Origin of the sequence: Antarcticibacterium arcticum (genome assembly GCF_007993795.1) — a bacterium.
In the GTDB taxonomy this organism is placed as follows: Bacteria; Bacteroidota; Bacteroidia; order Flavobacteriales; family Flavobacteriaceae; genus Gillisia; species Gillisia arctica.
Map to the genome: position 1 here is coordinate 3,270,485 of NZ_CP042476.1, position 25,460 is coordinate 3,295,944.

The 25,460-nt window shown below is 40.4% G+C and carries 23 protein-coding genes and 2 tRNA genes; 15 read left to right on the forward strand and 10 right to left on the reverse strand.

Features of this window, described 5'->3' with window-relative positions:
* Window positions 1–16 precede the first annotated feature (16 nt).
* From gyrB to secDF, 4 genes are all read left to right on the forward strand, one after another.
* The gene (gene gyrB, locus FK178_RS14840; RefSeq protein WP_146837017.1) at window positions 17–1,957 is read left to right on the forward strand and encodes a DNA topoisomerase (ATP-hydrolyzing) subunit B; all 1,941 of its coding nucleotides are present in this window, start codon (window positions 17–19) and stop codon (window positions 1,955–1,957) included.
* Window positions 1,958–2,090: 133 nt separating this feature from the next.
* Window positions 2,091–3,086 carry a DUF6588 family protein gene (locus tag FK178_RS14845; protein ID WP_146837020.1) on the forward strand — a complete coding sequence of 332 codons (996 nt, stop codon included), beginning with the start codon at window positions 2,091–2,093 and terminating at the stop codon, window positions 3,084–3,086.
* A gap of 86 nt (window positions 3,087–3,172) precedes the next feature.
* Window positions 3,173–4,099, forward strand: coding sequence for a malate dehydrogenase (gene mdh, locus FK178_RS14850; RefSeq protein ID WP_146837023.1), 927 nt, complete (start codon window positions 3,173–3,175; stop codon window positions 4,097–4,099).
* Between the two features lie 156 nt (window positions 4,100–4,255).
* On the forward strand, window positions 4,256–7,246 hold the full coding sequence (secDF, locus tag FK178_RS14855; protein WP_146837026.1) for a protein translocase subunit SecDF: 2,991 nt from the start codon (window positions 4,256–4,258) through the stop codon (window positions 7,244–7,246).
* A 305-nt stretch (window positions 7,247–7,551) separates the two neighbouring features.
* Here secDF and FK178_RS14860 read toward each other — a convergent pair whose 3' ends face one another.
* The 5 genes from FK178_RS14860 to folE form a co-directional block, all read right to left on the reverse strand.
* Window positions 7,552–8,040, reverse strand: coding sequence for a DUF192 domain-containing protein (locus tag FK178_RS14860; protein ID WP_146837030.1), 489 nt, complete (start codon window positions 8,038–8,040; stop codon window positions 7,552–7,554).
* A complete protein-coding gene (lgt, locus tag FK178_RS14865) occupies window positions 8,037–8,858 on the reverse strand; it encodes a prolipoprotein diacylglyceryl transferase (protein WP_146837033.1) in 822 nt (273 codons plus the stop codon). Before lgt ends, FK178_RS14860 begins: the two co-directional genes overlap by 4 nt.
* Before the next feature lie 82 nt (window positions 8,859–8,940).
* Window positions 8,941–9,165 carry a membrane protein insertion efficiency factor YidD gene (gene yidD / locus FK178_RS14870; RefSeq protein WP_146837036.1) on the reverse strand — a complete coding sequence of 75 codons (225 nt, stop codon included), beginning with the start codon at window positions 9,163–9,165 and terminating at the stop codon, window positions 8,941–8,943.
* Between the two features lie 22 nt (window positions 9,166–9,187).
* Window positions 9,188–10,672 (reverse strand): cysteine--tRNA ligase, encoded by a 1,485-nt coding sequence (gene cysS / locus FK178_RS14875; RefSeq protein ID WP_146837039.1) that lies wholly within the window; start codon window positions 10,670–10,672, stop codon window positions 9,188–9,190.
* A gap of 36 nt (window positions 10,673–10,708) precedes the next feature.
* Window positions 10,709–11,386, reverse strand: a complete 678-nt coding sequence (gene folE, locus FK178_RS14880) for a GTP cyclohydrolase I FolE (RefSeq protein WP_146837042.1) — start codon at window positions 11,384–11,386, stop codon at window positions 10,709–10,711.
* Between the two features lie 140 nt (window positions 11,387–11,526).
* On the opposite strand from folE, the gene FK178_RS14885 reads away from it, so the two are divergent.
* Both FK178_RS14885 and FK178_RS15690 read left to right on the forward strand, forming a co-directional pair.
* Window positions 11,527–12,927: a hypothetical protein gene (locus FK178_RS14885; RefSeq protein WP_205677191.1), complete on the forward strand. Its 1,401-nt coding sequence runs from the start codon at window positions 11,527–11,529 to the stop codon at window positions 12,925–12,927.
* 170 nt (window positions 12,928–13,097) lie between these two features.
* Window positions 13,098–13,370 (forward strand): T9SS type B sorting domain-containing protein, encoded by a 273-nt coding sequence (locus tag FK178_RS15690; protein ID WP_262711713.1) that lies wholly within the window; start codon window positions 13,098–13,100, stop codon window positions 13,368–13,370.
* An 87-nt stretch (window positions 13,371–13,457) separates the two neighbouring features.
* On the opposite strand, the gene FK178_RS14895 is transcribed toward FK178_RS15690, so the two are convergent.
* The 3 genes from FK178_RS14895 to FK178_RS14900 all read right to left on the reverse strand — a co-directional run bounded on the left by FK178_RS14895 (window position 13,458) and on the right by FK178_RS14900 (window position 16,047).
* A complete protein-coding gene (locus FK178_RS14895; protein ID WP_240793852.1) occupies window positions 13,458–14,597 on the reverse strand; it encodes an OmpP1/FadL family transporter in 1,140 nt (379 codons plus the stop codon).
* Window positions 14,598–14,674: 77 nt separating this feature from the next.
* Window positions 14,675–14,968: a hypothetical protein gene (locus FK178_RS15695; protein ID WP_240793853.1), complete on the reverse strand. Its 294-nt coding sequence runs from the start codon at window positions 14,966–14,968 to the stop codon at window positions 14,675–14,677.
* 20 nt (window positions 14,969–14,988) lie between these two features.
* Window positions 14,989–16,047, reverse strand: coding sequence for a hypothetical protein (locus tag FK178_RS14900; protein WP_146837050.1), 1,059 nt, complete (start codon window positions 16,045–16,047; stop codon window positions 14,989–14,991).
* 117 nt (window positions 16,048–16,164) lie between these two features.
* On the opposite strand from FK178_RS14900, the gene proS reads away from it, so the two are divergent.
* From proS to rpsT, 4 genes are all read left to right on the forward strand, one after another.
* Complete coding sequence (gene proS, locus FK178_RS14905; protein WP_146837053.1) at window positions 16,165–17,643, forward strand: proline--tRNA ligase; 1,479 nt, start codon at window positions 16,165–16,167, stop codon at window positions 17,641–17,643.
* 245 nt (window positions 17,644–17,888) lie between these two features.
* A tRNA-Glu gene (locus FK178_RS14910) sits at window positions 17,889–17,960 on the forward strand.
* A 79-nt stretch (window positions 17,961–18,039) separates the two neighbouring features.
* A tRNA-Glu gene (locus FK178_RS14915) sits at window positions 18,040–18,111 on the forward strand.
* A 31-nt stretch (window positions 18,112–18,142) separates the two neighbouring features.
* Window positions 18,143–18,391, forward strand: coding sequence for a 30S ribosomal protein S20 (rpsT, locus tag FK178_RS14920; protein ID WP_146837056.1), 249 nt, complete (start codon window positions 18,143–18,145; stop codon window positions 18,389–18,391).
* A gap of 210 nt (window positions 18,392–18,601) precedes the next feature.
* Here the strand turns inward: rpsT and yihA are convergent, their stop codons facing one another.
* Together yihA and FK178_RS14930 are read right to left on the reverse strand one after the other, a co-directional pair.
* On the reverse strand, window positions 18,602–19,213 hold the full coding sequence (gene yihA / locus FK178_RS14925; RefSeq protein WP_146837059.1) for a ribosome biogenesis GTP-binding protein YihA/YsxC: 612 nt from the start codon (window positions 19,211–19,213) through the stop codon (window positions 18,602–18,604).
* Window positions 19,214–19,223: 10 nt separating this feature from the next.
* Window positions 19,224–19,988: an alpha/beta fold hydrolase gene (locus FK178_RS14930; protein WP_146837062.1), complete on the reverse strand. Its 765-nt coding sequence runs from the start codon at window positions 19,986–19,988 to the stop codon at window positions 19,224–19,226.
* Window positions 19,989–20,276: 288 nt separating this feature from the next.
* Here FK178_RS14930 and mraZ point away from each other — a divergent pair, with 288 nt between their 5' ends.
* Genes mraZ through FK178_RS14955 form a run of 5 tightly spaced genes read left to right on the forward strand, consistent with a single transcriptional unit; the run spans window position 20,277 to window position 25,458 of the window.
* Window positions 20,277–20,744, forward strand: a complete 468-nt coding sequence (gene mraZ, locus FK178_RS14935) for a division/cell wall cluster transcriptional repressor MraZ (RefSeq protein ID WP_146837065.1) — start codon at window positions 20,277–20,279, stop codon at window positions 20,742–20,744.
* Window positions 20,731–21,627 carry a 16S rRNA (cytosine(1402)-N(4))-methyltransferase RsmH gene (gene rsmH, locus FK178_RS14940; RefSeq protein ID WP_146837068.1) on the forward strand — a complete coding sequence of 299 codons (897 nt, stop codon included), beginning with the start codon at window positions 20,731–20,733 and terminating at the stop codon, window positions 21,625–21,627. The genes mraZ and rsmH overlap by 14 nt, the downstream gene beginning before the upstream one ends.
* Before the next feature lie 40 nt (window positions 21,628–21,667).
* Window positions 21,668–21,985, forward strand: coding sequence for an FtsL-like putative cell division protein (locus FK178_RS14945; protein WP_146837071.1), 318 nt, complete (start codon window positions 21,668–21,670; stop codon window positions 21,983–21,985).
* Window positions 21,986–21,991: 6 nt separating this feature from the next.
* Window positions 21,992–23,998: a penicillin-binding protein gene (locus FK178_RS14950; RefSeq protein WP_146837074.1), complete on the forward strand. Its 2,007-nt coding sequence runs from the start codon at window positions 21,992–21,994 to the stop codon at window positions 23,996–23,998.
* Complete coding sequence (locus FK178_RS14955; protein ID WP_146837077.1) at window positions 23,995–25,458, forward strand: UDP-N-acetylmuramoyl-L-alanyl-D-glutamate--2,6-diaminopimelate ligase; 1,464 nt, start codon at window positions 23,995–23,997, stop codon at window positions 25,456–25,458. The genes FK178_RS14950 and FK178_RS14955 overlap by 4 nt, the downstream gene beginning before the upstream one ends.
* Window positions 25,459–25,460 lie beyond the last annotated feature (2 nt).

Consider the following 25,460-nt stretch of genomic DNA (forward strand, 5'->3'; position numbering starts at 1 on the left):
ATTAACAGAGTTATATATGAGCGAAGAAGCGAAGAAAAACAGTTATTCGGCAGATAGTATTCAGGCCCTGGAAGGGATGGAGCATGTGCGCATGCGGCCATCCATGTACATTGGAGATACAGGGGTAAGAGGTTTGCATCACCTGGTTTATGAAGTGGTAGATAATTCTATTGATGAGGCCATGGCCGGGCACTGTGACACCATAAAAGTTACAATTCAAAAAGATGGATCGGTTAAGACCGAGGATAATGGAAGGGGGATCCCGGTAGATCTTCACAAAAAAGAAGGAGTATCGGCTCTTGAGGTGGTAATGACCAAGATTGGTGCTGGTGGTAAATTTGATAAAGATTCCTATAAAGTATCCGGAGGTTTGCACGGGGTGGGGGTAAGTTGTGTTAATGCGCTTTCGCAGAGCCTTAAGGCCACTGTTTACCGCGATGGGACCATTTGGGAGCAGGAATATGAATTGGGAAAACCTCTTTATCCTGTTAAGCCGGTAGGTGAAACAGAACTTAGTGGTACCGTTATCACTTTCAAGCCAGATCCCAGTATTTTTCAACAAACCGTAGATTATAGTTATGACACCCTTGCAACGAGAATGCGGGAATTGTCATTTTTAAATAAAGGGATCACAATATATCTTACAGATGAGCGTATTGTTGATGAAAAAGGGGAAATAGCCACAGAGGTCTTTCATTCAGATGATGGTCTAAAGGAATTTGTAAGATTTCTTGATGGCAACCGTGAATCTATCATAAGTGATGTGATCTCAATGGAAGGAGAAAAGAATGATATCCCCGTTGAAGTTGCAATGGTTTACAATACCTCCTTCAATGAGAATTTGCATTCTTATGTAAACAATATCAATACGCATGAAGGTGGAACCCATCTTGCAGGTTTTAGAAGAGGTCTTACTACTACATTAAAGAAATATGCAGATGCATCCGGAATGCTGGATAAGCTGAAATTTGAAATCGCCGGAGATGATTTTCGTGAGGGATTGACAGCTATTATTTCAGTAAAAGTTGCAGAACCTCAATTTGAGGGTCAAACCAAGACCAAGTTAGGGAACAGGGAAGTAACAGCTGCGGTATCACAGGCTGTTTCTGAAATGCTTGAGAATTATCTGGAAGAACATCCCGGGGATGCCAAGATCATTGTTGAAAAAGTGATCCTTGCTGCTCAGGCGCGTCACGCGGCCAAGAAAGCGAGAGAACTGGTGCAGCGTAAAACTGTAATGAGTATTGGCGGGTTGCCCGGAAAATTATCAGATTGTTCTGAGCAGGATCCTGCAAAATGTGAGGTGTACCTTGTAGAGGGAGACTCGGCAGGTGGTACTGCCAAGCAGGGAAGAGACAGGAATTTTCAGGCTATTTTGCCATTAAGGGGTAAGATCCTGAATGTGGAAAAAGCAATGACCCACAGGGTGTTTGATAATGAGGAGATAAAAAACATATATACTGCACTTGGTGTTACCATTGGAACCGAGGAAGACAGTAAAGCACTTAACCTTTCCAAACTTCGATACCATAAGGTGGTCATAATGTGTGATGCTGATGTGGATGGTAGCCACATTGAAACGCTTATCCTTACTTTCTTCTATAGATATATGAAGGAATTACTGGAAAATGGACATATTTACATTGCAACCCCACCCTTATACCTTGTTAAAAAAGGCCAGAAAAAGCAATATGCGTGGAATGAAAAAGAACGCGATGCCATAGCTGAAAGTTTTAACGGAAGCGTTCAAATTCAGCGATATAAAGGTTTGGGAGAGATGAATGCAGAACAATTGTGGGATACTACAATGAATCCGGAATTCAGGATGCTGCGACAGGTGAATATTGATAATAGCAGTGAGGCCGACAGGATCTTCTCTATGTTGATGGGAGATGAGGTACCGCCAAGAAGGGAGTTTATAGAGAAAAATGCTGTATATGCCAACATTGATGTTTAACTATTAGATAGTTTTAAAAGCACAGGCCTAAACGAAAGTTTGGGCTTTTTTAATAATTTCCTGAAATTTACGTTATCAATACACAGCTATTGTATTTTTAGTATTTTTACAACGCAACTAAAAAAAAAACCATTTGAAAAATCTCCGAGTCCCCCTGCTTGTGTTCTCTTTTCTGGGTATAGGTCAAACCGCATTTGCACAGGATGATCAACAAACCCAATTAATCAATGATATGCTGGTGATCGCAGACAAATTTGCAGCTCCGGGTGCTGAAGGTGCGGCCATTCAGACTAGTGCCGGTTGGTTCTCATCCGCAAGCACATTAGATAAATGGAAATTTGAAGTTTCTCTACATGGAAATGGATTGTTCGTGCCATCAGGTAAAAAAAATGCCTTAATTACTAACGATCGGGATATAAAGTTGGTTAATGTAAAAGGAAGTAATAATGCATTAATCCCTACTGTTTATGGAGGGGATACTAATGTGATGTTTGAATTGGAATTTAGAAATCCCTTAAATGGAAATGTTGAAACAAAAGAATTTGAGGCTATTGATGGCCTGGATAAGGGCATGTTATTACACCCCTATCCTCAGGTAACCGTAGGTTTGCCTTATGGCACAGAGGTGGCTGTGAGATTTTTACCGCCAATAATGGTGAATGATATAGGTTTTAGTACTTATGGAGCAGGTATAAAACACAATTTTAGTCAATATATAGAAAGAAGGTTTGATCCTGAAGATTTTCAATTTGCAGCAGCAGCTACCTATAGTAATTTTAAAGTAGATTATGCTTTTTCCCAATTATCAATTCCACCTTTCATGGAATTGAACCGGATAGATGTAAATGCCGATCTTTGGTTGTTCCAGGTCCTGGGATCCAAATTATATGATTCCTTCGAAGTTTTTGGAGCTCTTGGTGTAACACTTTCTCAGTTTGATTATAAAATGGGGGGGACCGGTCCTGCTTTACCGTTGTTGAATCAGGAATTAATGAATCTTCACGGGAACAGCACAAAATTTAAGGGCGATATAGGTTTTAATTATTATTTCAGCAATTTTAAAATAAGCAGTATGTTCACCGCAAGTAATTTCTTCAATGCAAATATTGGCTTACATTATAGAATTTGACAGACCTTTTGGGGTTTTCTTATTATTTAATAGGTTCATATTTCGTATTTTCGCTTAAACGAAAAATTAATTAAAATCATATAAAAATGAAAGTTACTATAGTAGGGGCAGGTGCCGTAGGTGCCAGTTGTGCCGAATATATTGCTATTAAAGATTTCGCATCAGAGATCGTTCTTGTAGATATTAAAGAAGGCTTTGCTGAAGGTAAAGCAATGGATCTTATGCAAACAGCTTCCCTTAATGGATTTGATTCAAAAATAACGGGAGTTACAGGTGATTATTCAAAAACCGCAGGAAGTGATGTTGTGGTGATAACCAGTGGAATTCCACGTAAGCCGGGAATGACCAGGGAGGAACTTATAGGGATTAATGCCAATATTGTAAAGGAAGTTTCTGCCAGCCTTATTAAGTATTCTCCCGAAACTGTTGTGATCGTAGTAAGTAATCCAATGGATACTATGACCTATCTGGTTCATAAAACAACCGGCTTGCCAAAAAACAGGATTATTGGAATGGGCGGGGCTCTTGATAGTGCCCGCTTTAAATATTTCTTAAGTGAAGCCCTTGAGTGCCCACCTTCAGATGTTGACGGGATGGTTATTGGAGGTCATAGTGATACAGGCATGGTGCCATTGGCACGATTGGCCACAAGAAACTCGGTACCGGTTACCGCTTTTTTATCTGAAGACCGGTTGAACCAGGTTACAGAAGATACAAAAGTTGGAGGAGCTACCCTTACCAAACTATTAGGAACGAGTGCGTGGTATGCACCGGGTGCTGCGGTTTCTGCCCTGGTACAGGCAATTGCATGTGATCAAAAGAAATTGTTCCCATGTTCAGTATTGCTTGAGGGGGAATACGGTTTAAATGATCTTTGTATAGGTGTTCCTGCAATTTTAGGAAAAAATGGATTGGAAAAGATCGTAGAAATTGAATTGAATGAAGCTGAGAAATCAAAGATGCAGGAAAGTGCGAAAGGAGTAAAAGGAACCAATGATCTATTGGAATTTTAATTCTTTTAACCCTCAAATATGCATAAAAAATGGCCGCAGCAGTTGCGGCTTTTTTTATGTATAAAAGTTAAAGTATTCAAAAAAAAAATATTGGGATTTGAATTATGAAGTCCTATATTTGTCCGTTTTATAAAATGACCTAAATATTAAGGAATAATGCAGAATAAAGGACTGATCAAGGTTTTTGCTATTTTATTTGGATTGGTATGTATCTACCAGTTATCCTTTACTTTTATTGCCGCCAGTGCAGAAAGTAAAGCAGAAGCTCACGCTGAAAGAACAATTTCTACCAACGTTGAGAATTACTCGGTATTAAGAGACCAGGCCGAAGAGCGGTATCTTGATTCTATTGGAAATGAATCCATCTTTGCCGGAATCACCTATAACGAGGCAAAGGACAAAGAATTAAATAAAGGACTTGACTTAAAAGGGGGGATCAATGTTATCCTTCAAATTTCTGTTAAAGATATTTTAAGAGGTCTTGCCAATAACAGCCAGGATCCTGCCTTCAATCAGGCGTTGGCCGAAGCAGATGCTGCTCAGAAAAACAGTCAGGATGATTATATAGACCTTTTCTTTAAAGCTTATAATGATATACCTAATGCACGGTTAGCAACGCCAGATCTTTTTGCCAATAAATCATTGAGTGAAGAGGTGAATTTCGAAATGAATAATGCTGAAGTAGAGCCTATTCTTCGAAACAAGGTAAATGAGTCTATTTCTTCAGCATTTGAAGTTTTAAGAAAGCGTATCGATAAATTTGGTGTTACCCAACCAAATATCCAAAGATTAGGAAATTCAGGAAGGATTCTTGTTGAGCTTCCCGGTGCAAAAGACATCAACAGGGTTAAGGGATTACTTCAAAGTACAGCCCAGTTGGAATTCTGGTTTGTTCATAAGAACAATGAGTTCGGAAATTTTCTTTTTGATGCCAATAGCGTTATTGCACAAACAGTAAGACCAACAGAAAAAACGGAAACTCCGGTTACAGAGTCTGACACTATTACTGAGGCTACAGAAGATGATGAAATAGAAGCGCTTCTTGCAAGTGCCGAGGATACTGCTGCAGCACCGCAAACGGGTAACAACCCATTACTGGAGCTTATAGTTTCTCCAGGTTTTCAGGGTAGTCCTGTTTTGGCAACTTTCAGAGCTCAGGATACTTCAAAAGTGAGAGAGTATTTAAACCTTCCACAGGTAAAATCTTTATTGCCTTCAGATTTAAGATATGCTGAATTCGCATGGGGTGTGCCTAAGAATAATTTTGTTGAATTATATGCTTTGAAAGGAAACCGCGAGAATATACCGCAGTTAACAGGAGATGTTGTTACAGATGCTCAACAAACTTTTGACCAGTTAGGAAGAGTTGCTGTTTCTATGCAAATGAACGGTAAAGGTGCTAAAACCTGGGAAGAAATGACCGGCCGTGCATATTCAGAACAAAGTAATATTGCTATAGTTCTTGACAGGACCGTGTATTCTGCCCCCGGGGTAAGTACCGGGCCAATTAGTGGAGGTAGAAGTGAGATCACAGGAGATTTTGATATTACCGAAGGTCAGGATTTGGCTAACGTATTACGGGCAGGTAAACTTCCGGCTTCAGCCGCAATTATTCAAAGTGAGATCGTAGGACCATCTTTGGGACAGGAATCAATTGATAGTGGTATTAATTCATTTGCTATTGCACTTGTATTTGTATTGTTATGGATGATCTTCTATTATGGTAAAGCGGGTATTTTTGCAGATGTTGCCCTGGTGGTAAACATTCTGTTTATTTTCGGGATCCTTGCGGGTCTTGGTGCGGTACTAACTTTACCCGGAATCGCCGGTATTGTATTAACAATAGGTATGTCCGTTGATGCGAACGTACTTATATTTGAAAGGATCAAGGAAGAGCTTGCCAAAGGAAAAGCTCAAAAGGATGCCATTAAAGATGGTTTCAACAATGCACTTTCTTCAATTCTTGATGCCAACATTACAACAGGTCTTACAGGTTTGATATTACTGGTATTGGGTACGGGTCCTATTAAAGGATTTGCTACTACTTTATTAATAGGTATTGCAACCTCTTTATTCACTGCTATTTTTATTACAAGATTGTTTATTGATGCTTACGGAAAAAATGGAAAAGATCTTCCGTTTAGTACTTCCTGGACCAAAAACATTCTTAAAAATCTAAATATAGATTTTCTTGCAAAGAAGAAAATTGCATATGTTATTTCTGGGGTACTTATTTTAATTAGTATCGCTTCCTTTATGATCAATGGTCTTAATCAAGGTGTTGATTTTGTAGGTGGAAGAACTTATACAGTAAGATTTGCAGATGATGTGAGTCCAACAGAGGTTCAGGATGACCTTATCGCTGCTTTTGGAAGCGCCGAGGCTAAAACCTTCGGAGCAAACAATCAGCTTAAAATCACCACCAAATATAAAGTAGAAGATGAAGGAGAAGCTGTAGATACTGAAATACAGCAAATGATGTATGATGCACTACAATCTTACCTTCCGCAGGATGTAACTTTTGAGAATTTTGCCTCAGGATCTGGTGAAAGGTCAATTGGGATCCTGCAATCTATGAAAGTAGGGCCTACCATTGCCGATGATATTAAAAATGATTCCTTCTGGGCTATCATTGGATCTCTTATTGTTGTTTTCTTATATATCCTGTTGCGATTTAGAAAATGGCAATACAGTTTAGGGGCAGTGGCAGCCGTAGCACATGATGTTATTATAGTACTTGGTATATTTTCTTTGTTCTATAACATTATGCCTTTTAGTATGGAGATCAACCAGGCATTCATTGCAGCAATCCTAACTGTTGTAGGTTACTCATTGAACGATACCGTGGTAATATTTGACAGGATAAGGGAATTTGTAAACGAACATTCTACCTGGCCGTTGGGAAAAACTGTAAATAAGGCTTTGAACAGTACTATGAGCAGAACCCTTAATACCTCTTTAACCACTATTATTGTATTACTTGCTATCTTTATATTTGGAGGTGAGAGTCTTCGCGGATTCATGTTTGCAATGATCGTGGGTATTATTGTAGGTACTTATTCTTCCCTGTTTATTGCAACCCCTGTTATGGTTGACAGTATTAAAAAGAAGGAGAAATTTGACAGTAAAAAGAAAGTTGCTGCTTAATAACAGTAATGATAAATATTTTAAAAGGCTACCTCACAGGGTAGCCTTTTTTTTTTCTGGGATTTTTCCTTTAGCAGTGTACTAGAGGCTTAATATCCAAGCTGATGATATAGTTCGTATACAGCGAATTGAATTGATAACTGATGAGTACATTAGTATCCAGAGGGGTGATTTATTGTGCTGAAATTGGGATGGAGGCAGGCATCTTTAAAAGGAATAACCCTCGCCGCCTTGTAAATCTGAAATAAAAAGAGGCCCCCGTTTCCCGAAGCCTCTTATTTGATGTTATTTAATTTTGCGTGAATCTAATCTCTTGTAAACCTTATTTTATCCCCTGTTTCGATATTCCATTCTTCTACCTTACCTGCATTGAGCTCAAGAATGAATTGAGCAGGAAAATTGGAGGGGATTGAAGTTTCGGTTAAGGGTACGGCATTCTCGTGAAAGCTTACTACAATGCTGTCTTTGTTATAAAAAATGAGATCCAGCGGAATGTAGGTGTTTTTCATATAAAAAGATCTGGAGGCTTCATTTGAATAGATGAAGAGCATACCCTGATTCTCTCCCAGCGACTTCCGGTACATTAAGCCTGTTTCCCTTTCATAAGGAGTGTCGGCTATTTCAATATCAATGGTTCTTTCGACCTCACCTCCTTTAAGAAAACTAAGTTCTCCTTCTTTAGTAAAGAGAATTTCTTCTGTTTCTATGCTTGACTCTTTAGGCTCATTGGCACAGGAAAAAAGCATTCCGGTGGTAAGTGAAAATATAAAAATTCCTTTTATGCACTTTCTCATACTGTCGTTGGTTTAACGGACCTGAACATAAAGTAGAACCCTGCAATAATAAAAGGAATACTCAACCATTGACCCGTATTTAATCCCATTACGATCTCATTTTCTCCCTGGGGTTCCTTTAGGAATTCTACAAAGAAGCGAACGGTCCATAATAAAACAAGAAATAATCCAAACAAATATCCCAGGCGGTGTTTTTTATCGGTTTTCCAGTAAGTAAACCATAAAACCAGGAATATTATAAGGTAACAAAAAGATTCATAAAGCTGGGCGGGATGCCTGGGGAAGGTTTCTCCCAGTTTCTGAAAGATCACTCCAAAATCTGAATTGGTAGGTTTTCCAATAATTTCTGAATTCATGAAATTTCCAATCCTTATAAATATTGCACCACTTGCTACCGGGATCACAACCCGGTCAAGGATCCATAAAACCGGCTTATCCAGTACATTTTTCCTGTAAAGGTACATTGCTATTATAATTCCTATGGCAGCACCGTGGCTTGCCAATCCTCTAAACCCGGTAAATTCAAATTCAGGTTCAAACTTCACCGGTAAGAATATTTCCAATAAATGATGCTGAAAATAATCCCAATCATAAAATATAACATGGCCCAATCTGGCTCCTATAAGGGTTGCAAGCACGGTATAAATAAAAAGAGAATCCAGTTTCTCAACAGCGATCCCCTCTTTAATATAAATACTTTTCATAATGTACCAGCCCAGCCCAAAAGCGATAAGGAACATTAAACTGTAGTAATGAAGGGTGAAAAAACCCAGATCCAATCCTTCAGAAGGATTCCAGACAATAGCATTGAAGAGCATTCAGGAAATTTTTAATTATAAAAGTAAAGATACGTATTTGCGTTGTTTTGAGAAGATTTCAGGGAATTTTATAATAATCTGTCTACGGGACAGGGTCATACCCTTTTCCTCCCCAGGGATTACAGCTCGCTATTCGCTTTATTCCAAGCCAACTCCCCTTAAAAAACCCATGCTTTTCCAGGGCCTCTTTGGTGTATTGAGAACAGGTTGGGGTATACCGGCAGGTTGCGGGAGTAAGCGGGGAAATCGCCTTTTGATAGAATTTCACCAGCAAAATAAAAGGGATTGCAAGCCATCTTTTCAACATAGTAACTGGCTATAAATTTTAATTAATCCAGGGAGAATGTAGTTCCTTCTTTCCCGTCCTTTAACTGAATTCCCAAAGAAGCCAACTGGTCCCTTATTTGATCGCTGGTAGAAAAATCCTTATTACTACGGGCCTGGGCCCTTAGGTTAATAAGAAGTTCCACAGCTCCTGATAGTTTTTCGCGACTGTCCTCATTTACTATAACGGTGTCCTGTAAACCCAATACATCAAATAAAAATGCCTGCATGGTATCCTTAAGTAAGCTTTTATCCTCTGAGGTAATTTTTTCTTCTCCTTCTTTAATGCCATTAACGAATTTCACAGCATCAAAAAGTGTAGCGATAAGGATTGGACTGTTGAAATCATCATTCATAGCATCATAACAACGTTGTCTCCAGGATTCCAGTTCCAGAGTTGAACTTTCAGATACCGCTAAGTTATCAATATTCCTGAAGGCATCCATTAACCGGTTGAATCCCTTTTCACTTGCTTTTAGTGCCTCATCAGAGAAATCAAGAATACTTCGGTAATGCGCCTGAAGCATAAAAAATCTTGCTGCCGATGGGCTGTAGGCCTTGCTTAGATGTTGATTGTCCCCCGTGAAAATTTCAGTAGGCAGGATGTTGTTGCCGGTACTCTTTGCCATCTTCTGGCCATTAAGGGTCAACATGTTGGCATGCATCCAGTAATTAACAGGAGTTTTGCCGGTGGCTGCTTCTCCCTGTGCAATTTCACACTCATGATGCGGGAATTTAAGATCCATTCCGCCGCCATGAATATCAAATTCCTCACCCAGGTATTTGGTGCTCATTACGGTGCATTCCAGATGCCATCCCGGGAAGCCATCACTCCAGGGCGAAGGCCATCTCATAATGTGCTGAGGTTCTGCTTTTTTCCAGAGCGCAAAATCCTGCGGATTTCTCTTATCACTTTGGGCATTGAGTTCACGCGTATTGGCAACCATATCTTCAAGAGCCCTTCCGCTTAATTTTCCATACTGGTGATCTTTATTGAATTTGATCACATCAAAATATACAGATCCATTCACCTCGTAGGCAAAACCTTTTTCAATAATGGTTTTAATAGTTTCAATTTGCTCAACAATATGGCCCGTGGCTGTAGGTTCTATGCTAGGGGGAAGATTATTGAATTTTTGAAGGATATTATGAAAATCTACGGTGTAGCGTTGCACTACCTCCATAGGTTCTATTTGTTCTATACGCGCTTTTTTGGCAATCCTGTCTTCTCCCGTTTCGGCATCGTTCTCGAGATGTCCTGCATCTGTAATATTTCGCACATAGCGAACCTTGTATCCCAAATGCTTTAAATATCTAAAAACAAGATCAAAGGAAATAAAGGTGCGGCAATTACCTAAATGAACATTGCTGTAAACGGTGGGACCACAAACATACATTCCAATATTACCCTCAGTAAGCGGAGTGAAGATCTCTTTTTCTCCATTAATAGAATTGTATATCTTTAAGCTTTGTTCTTTATATAATGCCATAAAAATGATCTTTCAGGAAAGTTACGCCAGGGAATATTAAAAAGCTGTATCCAGTTTAATGTAATCTAAAAATTCTCTTTTTATACCGGGATCTTTAAATGCTCCGCCAAATTCACTTGTAACGGTGCTGCTGTCAATATCCCTAATTCCACGGCTGTTCACACAAAGGTGTTTGGCGTCTATAACACAGGCAACATCTGGAGTTCCCAGCGCCTGCTGTAATTCCTGAACAATTTGCATGGTCATTCTTTCCTGCACCTGGGGCCGTTTTGCGTAATGGTCTACCAGACGGTTCATTTTTGACAACCCTATTACTCTGCCTTTAGAAATATAAGCTACATGCGCTTTTCCCACAATTGGAAGTAAATGGTGCTCACAGGTAGAATAAACTGTAATGTTTTTCTCTACCAGCATTTCCCCATATTTATATTTATTCTCAAAAGTTGAAGCTTTGGGCTTACGTTGTGGGTCAAGACCTGAAAATATCTCTTTTACAAACATCTTTGCAACCCGCAGGGGAGTGCCTTTCAAACTATCATCATTAAGATCCATTCCCAATGTTTCAAGAATGTGTTTAACGTCCTCAGTTATAAGGGCAATTTTATCTGTATCACTTAAATTAAAAGCATCTTCTCTCATGGGGTTTTCGGCGCTGCTAAATGCGTGGGCATCACCCATCTCTTCTATTTCATTTTCTAAATGGTCTATCTTCATAGCACTTTTTGTATAGTAGTCGTAATATGTTTAAATCGCTTGCAAAGATAAGTATTTTCAGCTACTTATGGGCAAAGATTACGGGAGCCTGTTTCAATGTTACAGTAAATTGCTTAATTTGCATGAAGCTCATTTTTAATATGAAATTTCTGTATAGCCTGTTAATTGTATTCGCCTTTGTGTTACTGGGTGTTAACAAGTCTTTCTCGCAAGGGGACAGGTGTTCTACTATACAGCCATTTTGTGCGGGAGATTCACAGTTGGTATTTCCAAATTCCAATCCGCAAAGCGGCGGCAGGCCTGTTGCCGAAGCTGGCCCGTCCTATGGATGCCTGGTGACACAACCTTATCCAGCATGGTATTTTTTAAAAGTAGGTGAAGCAGGATCCCTAATTTTTGATATCATCCAGAGTGAAAATCCCGATGGCTCAGGTACTCTTATTGATGTTGATTTTATAGTGTGGGGGCCATTTGATGCAGATGATGAGTATTGCAGCGCGGCTTCCTTAAGTGCCGCGAAGATCATTGACTGCAGTTATGAAGTTGATGCTATAGAAAGGATGAGTATTCCCAATGCGCGGGTAGATGATATTTATATTGTGCTTATTACGAATTATGACGAAAGTCCGGGTTATATAAGCTTGCAACAGGTTAATGCCGGAAGCGGCGGCTCAACAGATTGTTCTATTGTGGGTAGTGCCCTGGGACCGGACCAAAAAGTTTGCGGGAGTGATCCCGTGGTACTTGATGCCACCAACCCCCAGGCATCAGATTATTCCTGGGCGGTTTTCAATGAGACTACCGGAAATTTTGAGATCCTCCCGGGGGAAACAGGTCCTACCCTCACCGTAAGTGAAACCGGGAATTATCAGGTTACCGTAAAAAGTGACTTTTTCGGTAGTGAGGAAAGCGATGAGGTATTAATTGAATTTTTTGAAATTCCGCAGGCAAATTCTCCCCCAGCTGTAATTGGTTGTACAGGAAATGGGGAAGTGGTCTTTGATCTTACCCGGGCTAATGCCGGGATAATTGGCTCGCAGGGCGGAACCTTCACTGTAAATTTCTTTCTAAATGAAGCTGCATATCAAAACGCCACCCCAATCCAGGATCCGGAAAATTTTTCAGGAGATGTTCAATCTGTGTTAGCAATACTTATTGACAACTTAAGTGAATGTGAATCCAATCTTGTTACCGTACCCCTTGAAACAGCAGAACTTCCCGCCCTGGACTGGAATGAAATCTCACCGGTGTGTATAGATTTAAACGCAAATTTAGTTTCCGGAATTTCTTTGGGCCGTGATCTGGGCCCCAGTTACACCTATGATTGGAGCGAACCTAATGATCCCGATGGAGATGGAATTCAAAACCCCGTTCTTAATCTAAACCAGTTTCCCTCTCAAAGGATTATATCTTTAACAGTTACTAATGAAGAAACAGGTTGTGGGACCACATTTACTACAGAAATTATGGTCTTTTCTCCGCCTAGGGCCGTAAATGTTGAAATTTCAGGAAATGATTTTGAAGAGGGGGGTATAGGATAATTGCCACTGCAGTTGGCGCTATTGGAAATCCCGGAGTTTATGAATACCGTCTCAATGATGGCCCGTGGCAGTCTGATAATACTTTTACAGGAGTTCCCGGGGGCACTCACAGGATAACCGCAAGGGAAATAAACGGCTGTGGTAGCGCGACTTCAGTCCCTTTCAGATTAATAGGATATCCCAGGTTTTTCACTCCAAATAATGATGGTTATAACGATACCTGGAATATAATAGATGGGGGAGGTATCTCAGTAACAAAAGTTATTATCTACGACCGTTACGGGAAATTGATAAAACAAATAAATCCCGGAATTTCGGGATGGGATGGCACTTTTAACAGCAGGCCAATGCCTGCAGATGATTATTGGTTTGTAGTTGATTACACAGATTCTTCAGTGGAAAGTATGCAACAGTTTAAAGGACATTTTACGCTAAAACGATAAAGCCGGACTTTCTTTGTTTACCCTCCAACATACGTTGAATGGTAAGGGGGACAAGAAAGTCCGGCAAAATTTCTTTAAATCAATGCTCTAAATTCCAAAACTCAGGGAAAGGATCACACTTGAAAAATCGCGATCAATTCCTGCGGTATTTGTCAGTCCTACCTGGTAGAGTTGAGGATTATCTGTTCTTGTAGCATTATCATAAGCAACATCCAGTCTTATGTTACCAAAATTATACCCCAATCCGGCAGAATACCCGGTGAGATCTCCAATGGTATTTTCATTTTTGTAGGGGCTCTCTTCAAAACGATACCCCCCGCGTAAACTCCAGTTCTCTATTCTGTATTCTCCTCCTATTCTATAGGTGGAAGCAGCTTTTAAATTATCGGCCATCAGTTTATTCTGAAACATGAATTCAGGATCCCCGGTTGGTCTAAACTCGGTGTTTGAATGATCTCTGTAAGAATAATCAAAACTCAGCAAGCCCTGGGTGCCAAAAAGAACAGCAAGGCTTCCCGTAAGTTTTCCGGGAGTCTTTAATTTATAATCGGGGTAAATGTTTACAACATTTGGATTCACCACGTCTCGTTCATTGGCGGCCGAACTAAAGGATTCAAGTCTTTGGGAGGTTCTTTCGTTAATAGTAAACCATACCGGAGTTTCATAAGAAAGCCCCAACCTGAAATTTTCACTTAACCTGGCAATACTTCCTGCCTGAAAAGAGAAACCATTTCCTGTTGTACTTAAATTATTTGTAAATATTACCTCATTGGTTTGGCTTCCGGAATTGGAATTGGCTTCAATTAACAGGGTGGAGCGGTCATAATTTAAAAAGTGAGCGTTTAAATTGGCTCCAAAAGATATAAAGTTATTAAACTCTGAAGCGAAATTAAAGGCTACTTTTCCATTCAATCCGGTGGCGGCATAGGCATATTGTTGATTAAAGCTTCCCGGTGCAATAGCAGATGTATATGTAGTATTATCAAGTGTATTTGAAACAGGGTTTATAATATATCCCTGATAACCCAAAAATGCCTGTTGAGCCCCAAATCCTTCATTTTCACCCAGGAAAGTGTAAAGATCAGCAATTGTTTCATTTTCAATAGTTTCAAGTAGTTCCAAAGGAATGCCATCTGCATATCCCAGGAAATACTGGTCTATTGAATTAGAGCTTATGCCCCGGGCTTCCCAGGTATCATTAAAACTATTGGTTTGACTGTAGTTCACTCCAAACGTAAACTTTGCCCATTTATTTTCAGGATTGGTACTGTTAAAAAGTAGTACTGCCCCGGCCTGATCAAGATTTACATCAGAATTTTTATTGGAAGTGAGCCCATTAAAATATCCGGTCTCATTCTTTCTTTGGTTATAATTGAGCGATACGGTAGCATAACTGGTATTAAATATTGCCGATCCCGCCGGGTTGATGCTAATGGCCGAGAGGTCACCCCCAGGGCACCAAAAGCACCGCCCATCGCTCTAAATCGGGCAGTACCACTCAAATTTTCACTGGAGTATCTTACCGCATCTGTTATATCCTGTGCCTGAGAAAAAGTCATAGCCAACCCGGCTATGACTGTTATAAATAGCTTTTTCATAGATAATTCAATATAGATTTTTAATTTCCTCTACCTCTGTTAGAGGTTCCTGAACCCGAAGAGGACCTCGTGGTACCTCCTGAAGAGCTACGTACCGTACCCGAACTACGGGTGGGGGTGGAACTTCTTACAGTACCTGAATTCCTGCTTGGCATTTGAGACCTTGAATAAGTGTCATTTGAGCTTCTCCTGGTTTGAATGGAACGGTTTGTATTATAATCTGAATTTCTTCTTGGGTCATAGGTTCTGTCAACAGATCTTCTGGTAAGCCCGTAATTATCATTGGAACTTCTAAGGTTTCTAATACTACGTGAGTAGCTGGAAGTTCGGTTTCTGGAGTCAAGAACACTTGCATTTCTTACAGCGGAATTATTCCGGCTGTTCATATAAGATGATGCAGCGTCTCTTCTTCCGGTGTTATAGGCAACGTTTTGCCTGAAATTATTATATCTGTAAGTATAATGGGTGTAGGGATTATACCAGAAAGGGTTTCCGTAAAATCCGCCAAATCCCATTCCGTAACCATAGTGATGGCCAAAACCAAATCCAATACCCCAACCGCCTCTCCAGTATGGGCCATAGAAACCGGGACCATAAAATCCAGGATAATGCCAGGATGGGCCAAAAAATCCGGGTCCCCAAAAAGGATCAAAGGCATATAACCCACCGCCCCAATAGGGATTGTAAAATCCGCCATAAAGGCCATTGTTATATATGTTGATGGCATAAGAATCCGGGTCATTGCCCCAGGGAGCCTGCCCGCCTATATAATTGGTTTGATTGTCACCGGGTTGGTAATTTCCTGTGCTGGAATAGGAATCAACATCAGTAAATATGGTGCTTTCAGAAAGAACCTCTCCATAAAGAGCTGCTTCTTCTGCAAATAAATTTTGATAATAACCACTGTTGCTTTCTTGGGTTGCATTTTGATTTTGGCGCTCGTATCCACGATTTGCCTCTCCGTAAATTCCATCTTCATAACCGGAATATTGATAAGAGCCACAAGATGCCAACAAAAACAAAGATACAGGAGCTAAGATAAAAAGGAGGTTTTTAGACGTAATAGTAAAAAGTCTCATTAGCTGTGTATTTAATTGTTGAACATTACAAAATTAGTTAGTTTTGCGCTAACTAGTTGTACCTTTAACATAGACACAACATATAACAAAGACGCAAGTTTTGTGCCAAAAAGACAGATGGGTAAGAAATTAACGACACGCAAAGAAGATTATTCAAAATGGTATAATGAATTGGTAGTGAGCGCCAATTTAGCCGAGAATTCTGCAGTTAGAGGTTGTATGGTCATCAAGCCATACGGCTATGCGATATGGGAAAAAATGCAGGCCGAGTTGGACCGGATGTTTAAGGAAACCGGCCATGAGAATGCCTATTTTCCATTATTTGTTCCTAAAAGCCTTTTTGAAGCGGAAGAAAAAAACGCAGAAGGTTTTGCAAAGGAATGTGCGGTTGTAACACACTACAGGCTAAAAACAGATCCTGAAAATCCTTCAAAACTTATAGTAGACCCGGAAGCTAAACTGGAAGAGGAATTAATAGTACGGCCAACATCTGAAGCAATTATATGGAATACCTATAAAGGCTGGATTCAATCTTATCGGGACCTTCCTATTTTAATTAACCAATGGGCCAATGTGGTGCGCTGGGAAATGAGAACCCGTCTTTTTTTAAGGACTGCAGAATTTTTATGGCAGGAAGGGCATACCGCCCACGCCAGTAAAACCGAAGCTATAGCTGAGGCCGAGCAAATGAATAATATTTATGCCCAATTTGTTGAAAATTTCATGGGCATCCCCGTTATTAAAGGAACAAAATCTGAGAATGAAAGGTTCGCGGGTGCGGTTGAAACATATTGTATAGAGGCCCTTATGCAGGATGGAAAAGCCCTGCAGGCAGGAACATCTCACTTTCTGGGGCAAAATTTCGCCAAAGCTTTTGATGTAAAATTTGCTTCAAAAGAAGGGAATCTGGAGCATGTCTGGGCAACTTCCTGGGGTGTTTCCACACGATTGGTGGGCGCCTTGATCATGACGCACAGTGATGATCAGGGACTTGTATTACCGCCAAATCTGGCTCCAATTCAGGTAGTAATAGTTCCAATATATAAAGGGGAGGAGCAACTTGCTCAAATTTCTGAAGTGGCCAATGACCTTGTAAATAAGCTTAGAAATGTTGGGGTATCGGTTAAATATGATGACCGTGACACTCAAAAACCGGGTTGGAAATTTGCGCAATATGAATTACAGGGAGTACCTGTGCGTATAGCTATTGGCCCAAAAGATCTTGAAAAAGGCTCTGTAGAACTTGCAAGAAGGGATACCCTAAGCAAGGAGATAGTACCACAGGGAGAAATTGTTGAAAAGGTCAAGGGGCTTATGACAGAGATCCAGGAGAACCTTTACAACAGGGCTCTTAAGTATCGGGATGAACATATTACAGAAGTGAACAGCTTTGAAGAGTTTAAAGAGGTTTTAAATACAAAGGGCGGATTTATATCTGCTCATTGGGATGGCACCTCCGAAACCGAATTGAAGATCAAGGAAAAGACCAAAGCTACAATTAGGCTTATTCCTATAGAAGGAAAAAAGGAAGCAGGGAATTGTGTCTACTCAGGAAATGCATCTCCACAACGGGTGCTTTTTGCGAAAGCCTATTAAAAATTGTTTTTGCGGTTTTTAGATTTCAAGAATAAAGCCCGGGAAAGAGTTTTTTTGATTAAATATCTAAAGCGGGATGCCGGCGGGATCCTGCTTTTTTCATAATTGGTGCAGCCTTTTCCTGCAATTGTCGATAAGGAAAACCTGCTGAAATATTAAAGTTGAAATTTGTTTAATTTTTTTTGCCATACATTTGCGGCATTAAAAAATAGTTGTATTTTTGCATCCGCATTAAAACAAAAAATGGTCCGTTCGTCTAGGGGTTAGGACGCCAGGTTTTCATCCTGGTAACAGGGGTTCGATTCCCCTACGGACTACGAAAGGCAACTAAGTTGCAAGGTTCTGTGTAAAAGCAGAAAGAGCTGCCTCAGGGCAGGCTCAATTTGAAATAATAATGGTCCGTTCGTCTAGGGGTTAGGACGCCAGGTTTTCATCCTGGTAACAGGGGTTCGATTCCCCTACGGACTACAGTTAAAAAATTAATTAAATAGTATTTGTAATGGCAAATCATAAGTCATCGTTAAAGAGAATTCGTAGCAATGAGACCAAGCGTCTTAGAAATCGCTACCAGCATAAAACTACCAGAAACGCTATTAAGAAATTGCGTGATGCCGATAAGAAGGAAGCTGAGACTTTATACCCATCTGTTGTTTCAATGATAGACAAGTTGGCTAAGAATAACATTATCCACGATAATAAAGCATCAAACTTAAAATCAAAGTTAGCTAAACACGTAGCTGCGCTTTAATTTAAAGTAATATTCAATTTAACAGGAACTGTTGGAAACTTGGGTTTTCAACAGTTTTTTTGTTGCTTATAAGTGAAGGAAGTTAAAAATGAATTGGAGGTTGGAGTTGTTCAACTCCCGCAGGAACAACATATAAGTAAAAATGGTTCTACCCACTTCTTCTCGTTATAATGTTATTTGGGCTTAGGTGATTACAGGAGAGAAACGATCTTATTTTCCTTCTCCTTTGAACTGCTCATTTAATGATTCAATATAATGAAGCACTTCTTCTTTTCCCAGGGCACTTTGCGATGAGGTAATGAAATAGCGCGGCATCTCCTCCCAATTCTCCAGCATCTGTGTTTTATAAGTCTCCACGTTCCGCTCCAAAGCTTTAGGTTTCAGCTTATCTGCTTTCGTGAAGATTATGCAAAAAGGTATGCCGTTTTCTCCCAGGTATTGCATAAATTCAAGATCTATTGGCTGGGCATCATGCCGGCTGTCTATTAATACAAATGCGCAAAGCATTTGCCTGCGTTGCTCGAAATATGCGGTGATGAATTTCTGAAATGTCTTTTTAACGCTTTTTGATACCCTTGCATAACCATAACCCGGGAGATCTACCAGATGCCAGCTGCCGTTGATAAGGAAATGATTGATCAATTGGGTCTTTCCGGGACGGCCGGAAGTTTTAGCAAGGCTTTTACGACCGGTGATCATATTTATGAGGGAGGATTTCCCAACATTACTTCGGCCTATAAATGCATATTCGGGAAGAGGACTGTCCGGACATCTGCTTACATCGCTGTTGCTTATCACAAATTCAGCACTCTTAATTTTCATTGGAAAAAACTTATAGGTTTCTTTTTTGAAGCCAGTCGTACAATAGATCGTTGAATTGATCCGGATGCTCCATCATTGCTGCATGTCCACATTTGTCTATCCAGTAAAGATCAGAATCTGGTAACAGGCGGTTGAAATCTTCAGCAACTTCAGGAGGGGTTACATTGTCATCTTTTCCCCAAATAATGCAGGTGGGAGTTTCCATATTTGGAAGGTCCTTGGCCATATTATGTCGTATGGCGCTTTTTGCAATGGCAAGGGTTTTAATCAATTTATTCCTGTCACTTACGGTAACATAAACTTCGTCTACTATTTCCTTTGTGGCTACTGCAGGATCATAAAAAACATTCTGTGCCTTTTTCTTGATGAATTCATAATCACCTCTACGGGGATAACTCTCTCCCATAGCGTTTTCATATAGACCGGAGCTTCCTGTGATAACAAGCCCCTTAATTAATTCAGGATACATTTTGGTAGCGAGAAGTGCTATATGCCCGCCAAGGGAATTTCCAAGCAGGATCACTTTGCCAAGATCACGGAATTCTATAAAATCTTTGATGAATTTTGCAAAAGTTTGTACACTGGTTTGTAAGAGGGACATGTTGTACAGGGGTAATTCCGGGATCAAAACCTTATATCCTTTATCCGGGAAAAAATCAACAACACCATCAAAATTACTTAGTCCCCCCATAAGCCCATGTAAAATAACGATTGGAGTTCCTTCACCTTTTTCGAGATAGGAGAACCTTCCTTCCTGTTGTAAATTATTTTTCATTGATGGCCTTTGCGGTTAGCAATCGCAAATATAGCGATTTCAGTACAAGTATAAACAAAATTACTAAATACCCTCCTCATTTCTATAAAGCATTTGGGTTAAAAACTGAAGGAAAAAGAAACAAAAAATATCCAATTCCTTCCCGGTAAAGCAAGGCCTTGAAACCTAATGAAGTAGCGCTATTAAGAAGTCTTTCAGCATTATACGGTGTTAAACTTATCAACAAAGTGGTAAAAAGTGGTAAAATGTGGTAATAATTTCAATATATTTGAAACTATAAACAAACAAGTGGTAAATCTTATAGGGACATACGAATGTAAAGTAGATGCCAAGGGCCGGTTGATGGTCCCTGCGCCATTGAAAAAGCAGTTGTCGCCTATGTTGCAGGATGGTTTTGTTTTGAAACGGGCCGTCTTTCAGCCCTGTTTGGAGTTGTATCCAATGGAGCGCTGGGAGAAAATGATGGCAAAAATAAATTCGCTGAATCCGTTTTTAAAGAAGAACAATGATTTTATAAGAACATTTACCGCGGGAGTAAGGACGGTAGAGGTAGATGCAAATGGAAGATTGTTAATTCCAAAGGATCTAGTGGCATTCGCCAAGATAGACAAAGAGATCGTGCTGGCCTCGGCTGCCGGAATAATTGAAATTTGGGACAAAGACAAATATGAAGCTACTCTTAATGCAACAGCCGGAGATTTTGGTGCGCTGGCAGAAGAGGTAATGGGAAATATAGATTTTGATGGAATATCATAACCCCGTTTTATTAAAAGAATCTGTTGATGGGCTAAATATACAGCCTGATGGGGTTTATGTAGATGTGACCTTTGGTGGGGGTGGGCATTCCCGTGAAATTCTTAGTCGGCTTGGTGAAAAAGGGAAGTTATTCGCTTTTGATCAGGATGAAGATGCCCTGGCAAATAAAATTGACGATCCCCGGTTTGTGCTTATCAATGAAAATTTCAGGTTCATAAAAAGGTTTCTGCGTTTTCACGGTATTAAGGAGGTTGATGGAATTCTTGGAGATTTTGGAGTGTCCTCCCATCAATTCAATGTTGCTGAAAGAGGATTTTCAACCCGCTTTGATGCCCGCCTTGATATGAGAATGAGCAAAAAAGGCAGTTTAAGTGCTTTTGAGGTCATAAATGAATACGAAGAAGAGCAGCTAAAAAAGCTCTTTTATGAGTATGCCGATTTGCGGATAGCTCCCAAACTGGCTGCTGAAATTGTTAAGGCAAGGAAAGAATCGCCTATTGAAAGCAGTGAACGCTTAAAGGAGGTTTTAAGTCCTTTCTTGTTTAAGGAAAAAGAGCATAAGATCCTTGCCCAAATTTATCAGGCCATAAGGATTGAAGTGAACCATGAGCTTGAAGTGCTGCGGGAATTTTTATTGCAAACAGAAGATCTAATCAAAAAGGGAGGAAGGCTTAGCCTTATTTCCTACCATTCTCTGGAAGACAGATTGGTAAAAAGATATATACGCAGCGGAATGTTTGAAGGCGAACCAGAAAAGGATTTCTTCGGAAATATTTCGGTACCGTTTAAGAAAGTTGGTGGCCTTGTTATCCCTACAGCGCAGGAGATCGCCGGTAATAAAAGAGCCCGGAGCGCAAGGCTCAGGATCGCCAAAAAATTATAATGGCCTGTGGGCCGGTTTCAGGATAAAGTGACAGTAAAGAATGAAAAAAGGATTTTATAACATTTTAAAAGCCAATTTCCTTATAAGCAGCGACGCGGTGAAAAACTGGCGTTTTATTGTTTTTTGCACCCTGCTTGCCATCGTGATGATTGCCAGTTCTCATAGTGCAGAGAGAAAAGTGCATACCATCGCAAAGTTAAATAATGAAGTGAGAGAAATGAGAAGCGAGTTTGTAGATGTAAGATCTGCGCTCATGAAACTTAAAATGGAATCCACCTTAACAGCAAAAATGGCAGCCCGGGGAGTAAAACCTTCAGAAACGCCACCGTCAAAGATCACCATTAAAATTAAAGATTAAAGCCCTGTGGCAACTACTGAAAAACACATATTAAACAGACTTTATCTCGTGGCCGGGCTTATGTTCATTTTTGCCGTAGCGGTAGCAGTACAGTTGCTCAATATTCAGATAGTTGACGGCGAAAAATACAACCAGCTCGCCGAAGAACGCGCATACCGCAACTTCACAATTCCTGCCAACCGCGGGAATTTGTATGATACCAATGGAAACCTACTAGCCACTTCTATTCCTAAATATGATATTCGTTTTGATGCGGTAACCGTTACCGATAAAAATTTTGAGGACAACGTGGTTGGGTTATCCCGGGAACTGGCCAAAATGTTTGGAAAAAGTGAGGGGCACTGGGTACAGGCTTTGCGCACTGCAAGGGCAAATAAACACCGGTATTTTCTTATAGCCCGCAACCTGGGCTATTCAGATTATTTAAAAGTGAAAAGTTTTCCTATGTTCAATCTGGGAACTTATAAGGGGGGTATGATCATGGAACAACGCACGGTTCGCGAGCATCCGCTGGGCGCTATGGCAGCCAGGACCGTGGGGTATGACAGAAGGGACAACCAGGGTTACTCAACAAGGGTAGGCCTGGAAGGAGCCTTTAGCCCGTTTCTGGAAGGAACAGACGGTCACCGGCTGAAACAGAAAATCGCCAAGGGACAATGGAAACCTATTAGCGATAATAATGAGGTGGAGCCTAAGGATGGATATGACGTGATCTCTACTATAGATGTGAACATTCAGGATATAGCTCATCACGCTCTTTTGGCCCAGCTGGAAAAATATGAGGCAGACCACGGGACCGTGGTAGTTATGGAAACCAAAACGGGAGAAATTAAAGCAATCTCAAATTTAGGTCGTACCGCACAGGGAACTTACTTTGAAAAACTGAATTATGCCGTGGGAGAAACTCATGAACCGGGTTCCACGTTCAAATTAATGGCAATGGTAGTGGCGCTTGAAGATAAAGTAATTGACACCAGTACCATAGTAGATACCCAGGGTGGAATAATGACCATTCGCCGTAACCACGTGAGGGATTCCAAAAAAGGAGGGTATGGTGAGATATCTGCCGCCCGTGCGTTTGAAGTATCTTCTAATGTGGGGATAGTTAAACTTATCTATGATAACTACAAGGATAAACCCCAAAAATTCATTGACGGCCTTAACCGGATGAACCTGAACAAGGAACTGGGAATCTCAATCAAAGGTGAAGGAAAACCTTACATCCCCAGTCCAGGTGACAACACCTGGTCCGGCCTTTCCTTACCATGGATGGCCTATGGCTATGGAAGCGTACAAATCACCCCGCTTCAAACCCTTACTTTTTATAATGCCATTGCCAATAACGGGGTAATGGTAAAGCCGAGGTTTATTAAGGAAATAAGAGAATGGGATAAAGTGATAGTGAGTAATGAGATGCAGGTGCTCAATCCTGCCATTTGTTCCAAAGAAACTATAAGCAAGGTAAAGGAAATGCTTAAAAATGTTGTAGTGAGGGGAACTGCTAAAAGTCTTTACTCCCCTAATTTTTCAATGGCCGGGAAAACAGGAACCGCCCAAACGGAATACTGGAAAGAAGGCTGGGCTGCAAACAGGCAGTACATTTCCTCTTTTGTTGGGTATTTTCCTGCGGAAGACCCTAAATACACAAGTATTGTAATTATCCATAAACCCAATAACAAGATAGGGATCTATGGCGCAGATGTTAGCGGGCCGGTATTTAAAAGAATTGCACAAAAGATCTATACAGATACCCCGGTGGAAGATGAACTGGAATCCCTTGAGGTTGAGAATGGATTGATTAAGGAAGATTTTGAAAAATTTTATACCACCGCCCAAAAGGATAAGAAATTAATGCCCGATGTTACCGGAATGCCGGTAATGGATGCTATGTCCCTCCTGGAGAATATGGGGTTAAAAGTACAGATCAAAGGGAATGGAACCGTAAAGAACCAATCAATTGCTCCGGGAGAAAAAATAAAAACTAACCAGAAAGTAGACCTTAGTTTAAGTTGAAAGTTTTAAAGGACATATTATATAAAGTGCCAATGGAGGCTGTTGTAGGAAGTACCGCAGTTACCGTTAATGGAATTCAGTTTGATTCCCGTAAAGTGGAATTCAATGATGTTTTTGTAGCTGTAAGAGGTACCATTGCAGATGGGCATAAGTTCATCTCAACTGCAACCAACCAGGGAGCAATTGCCATTATATGTGAGGAGCTTCCTGAAAAGATCGTGAATGGCGTTACCTATGTTCAGGTGGAAGACTCCCAAATGGCGCTTGCTTATATGGCTGCTCATTTTTTTGATAATTCTTCCGGAAATTTAAAGTTAGTTGGGGTTACCGGTACAAACGGGAAAACTACTATCGCTACTTTATTATATAACCTTTTTACAAAGGCGGGTTTTAAAGTTGGTTTATTATCCACCGTGAAAGTAATGATCGCAGATAAGGAATTTGCGGCAACCCATACAACTCCGGATCCCTTGGTGATCAATTCCCATTTGAAAATGATGAATGATGAGGGAGTGGAATTTTGTTTTATGGAAGTTAGCTCGCACGGGATAGCCCAAAAACGCACTGCGGCCCTAGAATTTGCAGGTGGGGTTTTTACCAATCTTTCCCATGACCATCTGGATTACCATAACACTTTTGCTGAATACCGGGATGTAAAAAAATCCTTTTTTGACAAGTTGCCCCCATCTGCATTTGCACTGGTTAATGTAGATGATAAGAATGGATTGGTAATGCTTCAGAATACCAAAGCCAGAAAATATACCTACGCCCTTAAATCGTATGCAGATTACACTGCGCAGATCCTGGAAAACCAATTTGGCGGATTACTGCTTAAACTTAACGGCCATGAAGTTTGGTCCAAACTAATAGGAACTTTTAATGCCTATAATTTATTGGCAATTTATGCCGTAGGAGAATTACTTGGCCTGGAAGCCCGGGAAAATCTCAGGATCATTAGTGAGCTGGAATCTGTAAGCGGGAGGTTTCAATATGTGGTTACAAAACAAAAAATTACCGCCATTGTCGATTATGCCCATACTCCAGATGCGCTTCAAAATGTATTGGAAACCATCAATGCCATACGAACCAAAAATGAGGAGTTGATCACGGTGGTTGGTTGTGGAGGAGACAGGGATAAAACGAAAAGGCCTCTTATGGGAAATATTGCTTCTGCATTAAGTACCCGTGTGATCTTCACCAGTGATAACCCAAGAACTGAAGATCCTGAAAGCATCCTGCAAGAGGTGGAGGCAGGAGTTGAACCTCAGAATTATAAAAAAACCATGAGCGTGGTGAACAGAAAGCAGGCTATAAAAACAGCGTGCCAGCTTGCCCGCCCAAATGATATTATTCTTATTGCCGGGAAAGGCCATGAGACCTATCAGGAAATAAACGGTAAAAGATCAGATTTTGATGATTTTAAAATTGTCAACGAATTTTTAAAAGAACTGGAAAAGTAGGT

Excerpts from the sequence above, each read along its gene's own strand:
- gyrB (WP_146837017.1), top strand. The coding sequence starts at position 17 with ATGAGCGAAGAAGCGAAGAAAAACAGTTATTCGGCAGATAGTATTCAG.
- mdh (WP_146837023.1), top strand. The coding sequence starts at position 3,173 with ATGAAAGTTACTATAGTAGGGGCAGGTGCCGTAGGTGCCAGTTGTGCC.
- secDF (WP_146837026.1), top strand. The coding sequence starts at position 4,256 with ATGCAGAATAAAGGACTGATCAAGGTTTTTGCTATTTTATTTGGATTG.
- FK178_RS14860 (WP_146837030.1), bottom strand. The coding sequence starts at position 8,040 with ATGAGAAAGTGCATAAAAGGAATTTTTATATTTTCACTTACCACCGGA.
- lgt (WP_146837033.1), bottom strand. The coding sequence starts at position 8,858 with ATGCTCTTCAATGCTATTGTCTGGAATCCTTCTGAAGGATTGGATCTG.
- yidD (WP_146837036.1), bottom strand. The coding sequence starts at position 9,165 with ATGTTGAAAAGATGGCTTGCAATCCCTTTTATTTTGCTGGTGAAATTC.
- cysS (WP_146837039.1), bottom strand. The coding sequence starts at position 10,672 with ATGGCATTATATAAAGAACAAAGCTTAAAGATATACAATTCTATTAAT.
- folE (WP_146837042.1), bottom strand. The coding sequence starts at position 11,386 with ATGAAGATAGACCATTTAGAAAATGAAATAGAAGAGATGGGTGATGCC.
- FK178_RS14885 (WP_205677191.1), top strand. The coding sequence starts at position 11,527 with ATGAAATTTCTGTATAGCCTGTTAATTGTATTCGCCTTTGTGTTACTG.
- FK178_RS15695 (WP_240793853.1), bottom strand. The coding sequence starts at position 14,968 with ATGAAAAAGCTATTTATAACAGTCATAGCCGGGTTGGCTATGACTTTT.
- FK178_RS14900 (WP_146837050.1), bottom strand. The coding sequence starts at position 16,047 with ATGAGACTTTTTACTATTACGTCTAAAAACCTCCTTTTTATCTTAGCT.
- proS (WP_146837053.1), top strand. The coding sequence starts at position 16,165 with ATGGGTAAGAAATTAACGACACGCAAAGAAGATTATTCAAAATGGTAT.
- rpsT (WP_146837056.1), top strand. The coding sequence starts at position 18,143 with ATGGCAAATCATAAGTCATCGTTAAAGAGAATTCGTAGCAATGAGACC.
- yihA (WP_146837059.1), bottom strand. The coding sequence starts at position 19,213 with ATGAAAATTAAGAGTGCTGAATTTGTGATAAGCAACAGCGATGTAAGC.
- FK178_RS14930 (WP_146837062.1), bottom strand. The coding sequence starts at position 19,988 with ATGAAAAATAATTTACAACAGGAAGGAAGGTTCTCCTATCTCGAAAAA.
- rsmH (WP_146837068.1), top strand. The coding sequence starts at position 20,731 with ATGGAATATCATAACCCCGTTTTATTAAAAGAATCTGTTGATGGGCTA.
- FK178_RS14945 (WP_146837071.1), top strand. The coding sequence starts at position 21,668 with ATGAAAAAAGGATTTTATAACATTTTAAAAGCCAATTTCCTTATAAGC.